Annotated in this window: 1 protein-coding gene; it reads left to right on the forward strand. The window is 73.5% G+C overall.

Translation table 11 applies throughout. The features are described 5' to 3' along the window. Positions 1-118: 118 nt before the first annotated feature. On the forward strand, positions 119-3,546 hold a 3,428-nt coding region (locus R6V09_RS48775), incomplete at its 3' end, for a type I polyketide synthase (protein ID WP_317887878.1).

Genomic DNA, 3,546 nt, shown 5'->3' on the forward strand with positions numbered 1-3,546 from the left:
GGCGGCGCCGGCAACCGCCGGGCGTCGAGCCGACGGACGCAGCTGGCGGCCGACACGGTCCGCAGCGCGCGCCTGCGCGCACGTGAGCGACACCGTCCGAACGCTGAGGGAGACAAGGATGCCTGACGTCGACGCGGCCGACCCGCCGCCGCGGCCCAACGACGTGGCCGTGATCGGGATGTGCGGCCGGTTCCCCGGCGCTGCTGATCTGGACCGGTTCTGGAGCCGGCTGCGCGCCGGAGACGATCTGCTGACCTCGTTCACCGACGCGGAACTCGCCGCGGCCGGGGTCCCGGAGCAGTTGCTCGATGATCCCCGCTATGTCAGGCGAGCCGCCGTACTGCCCGATGCGTTCAGTTTCGACCACGAGTTCTTCGGCATCACCCGGCGTGAGGCCAAGCTGCTCGATCCCCAGCAGCGGATCCTGTTGGAGGTCGCCTGGGAACTGCTGGAGACCATCGGCTACTCCGGCGGGGCGGGCGACCAGTCCATCGGGGTGTTCGCCGGTGCGTCCGTCAACACGTACCTGACCAATGTCGTGGCCCGTGCCTGCGATCCCCTGACCCATGCCGGCACCGAGATCATGCTCACCAACGACAAGGACTACCTGACCACCAGGATCTCGTACAAGCTGGGCCTCAAGGGACCGAGCGTCAACGTGCAGACGGCCTGCTCGACCTCGCTGGTCGCGGTGCACATGGGCGTGCAGAGCCTGGTCACCGGTGACTGCGACATCGTCCTGGCAGGCGGTGTCTCGGTGATCGCCAACCAGCATCCCGGTTACGTCTTCAGCGAGGGGATGATGTTCTCCCCGGACGGCCGGTGCCGCCCGTTCGACGCCGCCGCGGCGGGCACGACCTTCGGCGACGGGGTGGGCCTGGTCGCCCTGAAACGCCTGGCCGAGGCGATCGAGGACGGCGACCGGATCCTCGCCGTGGTGAAGGGCTCGGCGATCAACAACGACGGCTCTGACAAGATCGGTTACTCGGCTCCGAGCGTCGAAGGGCAGCGGGCGGTCATCGCCGAGGCGCAGGCGGTCGCCGAGGTGGACAGCGACACCATCACGTATGTCGAGGCGCACGGCACCGCGACGGCCCTGGGCGACCCCATCGAGTTCACCGCGCTGAGCGAGGCGTTCGCCGACGGTGGCAGCAGCCGGGCCGGCTACTGCGCGCTCGGCTCGGTCAAGGCGAATGTCGGGCACCTGGCCGCCGCGGCGGGCATCACGGGCTTCATCAAGACGGTGCTGGCGCTCCAGCACCGGGAGATCCCCGGCCATCCGGGCTTCACGCGGCCGAACCCCGGGATCGACCTGGCCGACAGCCCCTTCTACATCAACACCCGCCCGGTGGCCTGGCCGTCGGGCGACACGCCCCGACGGGCCGGCGTCAGCTCGTTCGGCATCGGCGGCACCAACGCCCATGTCGTCCTGGAGGAGGCTCCCACGCTGCCCGCCCGGGCGACGCGGGCCGACGGGACGCGGTTGCTCGCGCTCAGCGCCAAGAGCGACGCGGCGCTGCGGGAGCTGGCCGGACGACTGGCCGACACCCTGGAGCGGGCCGACGCGCCCGACCTCGCCGATGTGGCCCACACGCTGCGGGTGGGGCGGCGTGACTTCGGGCACCGGTATGCCATCGCCGTGAACGACCGCGCCACCGCCGCGGCAGGCTTCCGCGCGCTCGCCGAGGGAGGGGCCGGGGGCCTGCCCGCGCAGCAGAGCACCCCGTCCGTCTCCTTCCTTTTCGGCGAGGTCCTGGCAGAGGATTTCCGGGCCCTGGTCGGCGAGTTGGCCGCCGTTGCCGCGAGGGCGCAGGAGTCCGTCGACAGCGCCGTCATCTGCGCGGAGAATCCGCTGGCGGGCCGGGTGACCGCCGCCCAGGTGCTCGCGACGCTGTGGACGGAGTCCGGCGTACGGCCCGAGGCGGTCGGCGGTGCGGGGGCCGGGGAGGTCCTCGCGGCCTGTTTCAGCGGAGTCCTCGACCCGGCCGACGCCCTGGCCCTGCTGTCCTGGCGGGCCGGGACGCTGGACGGCCCGCCCACGATCACGCCGCGCGCCGCGCGGATCCCCCTCCTGTCGGCGGTGGTCGGCGGCAAGCTGCCGCAGTCGCGGGTGCTCGACCCGGCGTACTGGACCCGGGACGTGTGGGACGGCCACAGGCTGGACGAGGCCTTCGAGGGCCGAGCGCGGGACGGCGCTCTGGTGCTGGCCATCGGCACCCCGCCCGGCGGGTCGCTCGGTGAGCTCGGGCTCGACCCCGGACCGCAACTGCCGCCCGTCACCCGGTTGTTCGCGGACGCGGCCCGCCTGTGGACCGCGGGCGTGCCGGTGGACTGGTCGGCCTGGTCCGGTGGGGAACCCCGCCGCGTCCCGCTGCCGGCGCACCCCCTGAACCGCAGCCACCTCCGCCTCGAACCACCCGCGGCCTCCGGCGGGGAACCCGCCCGTGACCGGAATCCGGCCGAGTGGCTCCACACGCCGTCATGGCGGCGACTCGGTCCCGTGGCCGACGCGCCCGCGGCGAGCACGCTGCCCGCAGGCTCCTGGCTGTTGTTCGCGGACTCCGGCGGAACCGGCGACGCGCTCGCCGACGCCCTGCGCGAACGGGGCGTCACCCCGGTGCTCGTGCGCCGCGGCGGCGCCTTCGCCCGGACTGCGCCCGACTCCTTCACCGTGGACCCCGCCCACTCCGACGACTACGAGAAGCTGTTCGCCGCGCTCGCCATGGACGGAGCGGCCCCCGAGCGGGTCGTGCACCTGTGGTCCCTCGACATCGCGCCGGACGAGAACGCGGGTGACGGCCTGGACGCCGCCTGCGACCTCGGTCTGTTCTCGGTCCTTGACACCGCCGGGCAGCTCGCCCGCCACCGGGGCGACGCAGCGGTGCACCTGACGGTGGTGACTCGCGACGTGCACGACATCACCGGCGGTGAAGCGATTGCTCCGGAGGCCGCGATGGCCGAGGCCGTGCTGACCGTCCTACCGCAGGAATACGCCGGGCTGCGCTGCCGGGGCATCGACTTCGGCACCGACACCGTGACAGCGGAGGTCCTCCTCGCGGAGGTCGCCGCCCCGGACACGGCGCCGGTCGCGTTCCGGCACGGGCAGCGCTGGAGGCGGCACTTCGTTTCCGTGCCTGCCGACTCCGCCCGGCCGGCACCGCCCAGTCGGCTGCGGCCCGCCGGTGTCTATCTCGTCACCGGCGGTCTCGGGCGGACGGGCCTGGCCATCGCCCGTCACCTGGCCCGCGAGGCGGGGGCCCGACTGGTCCTCACCGGCCGTACCTCCCTCCCACCCCCGCAGGAGTTCGACCAGTGGACTGCCGAGCACGGGGCCGCCGATCCGGTCAGCCGGAGGATCGAGGCCGTCCGCTCCGTCGAACGGCTCGGCGGCACCGTCCTGGCGGCGTCCGCCGACGTGACCGACGCGCGGGCGATGCGGGAACTGGTCAGCGCCGCGCGGCATCGCTTCGGCCGGATCGACGGCTGGTTCCACTGCGCCGGTGTGCCCCTCGACCGGGCGACGGGCCGGATCGACCGCACCGACCG

Source organism: Streptomyces sp. W16 (genome assembly GCF_033194735.1).
Lineage (GTDB): Bacteria > Actinomycetota > Actinomycetes > Streptomycetales > Streptomycetaceae > Streptomyces.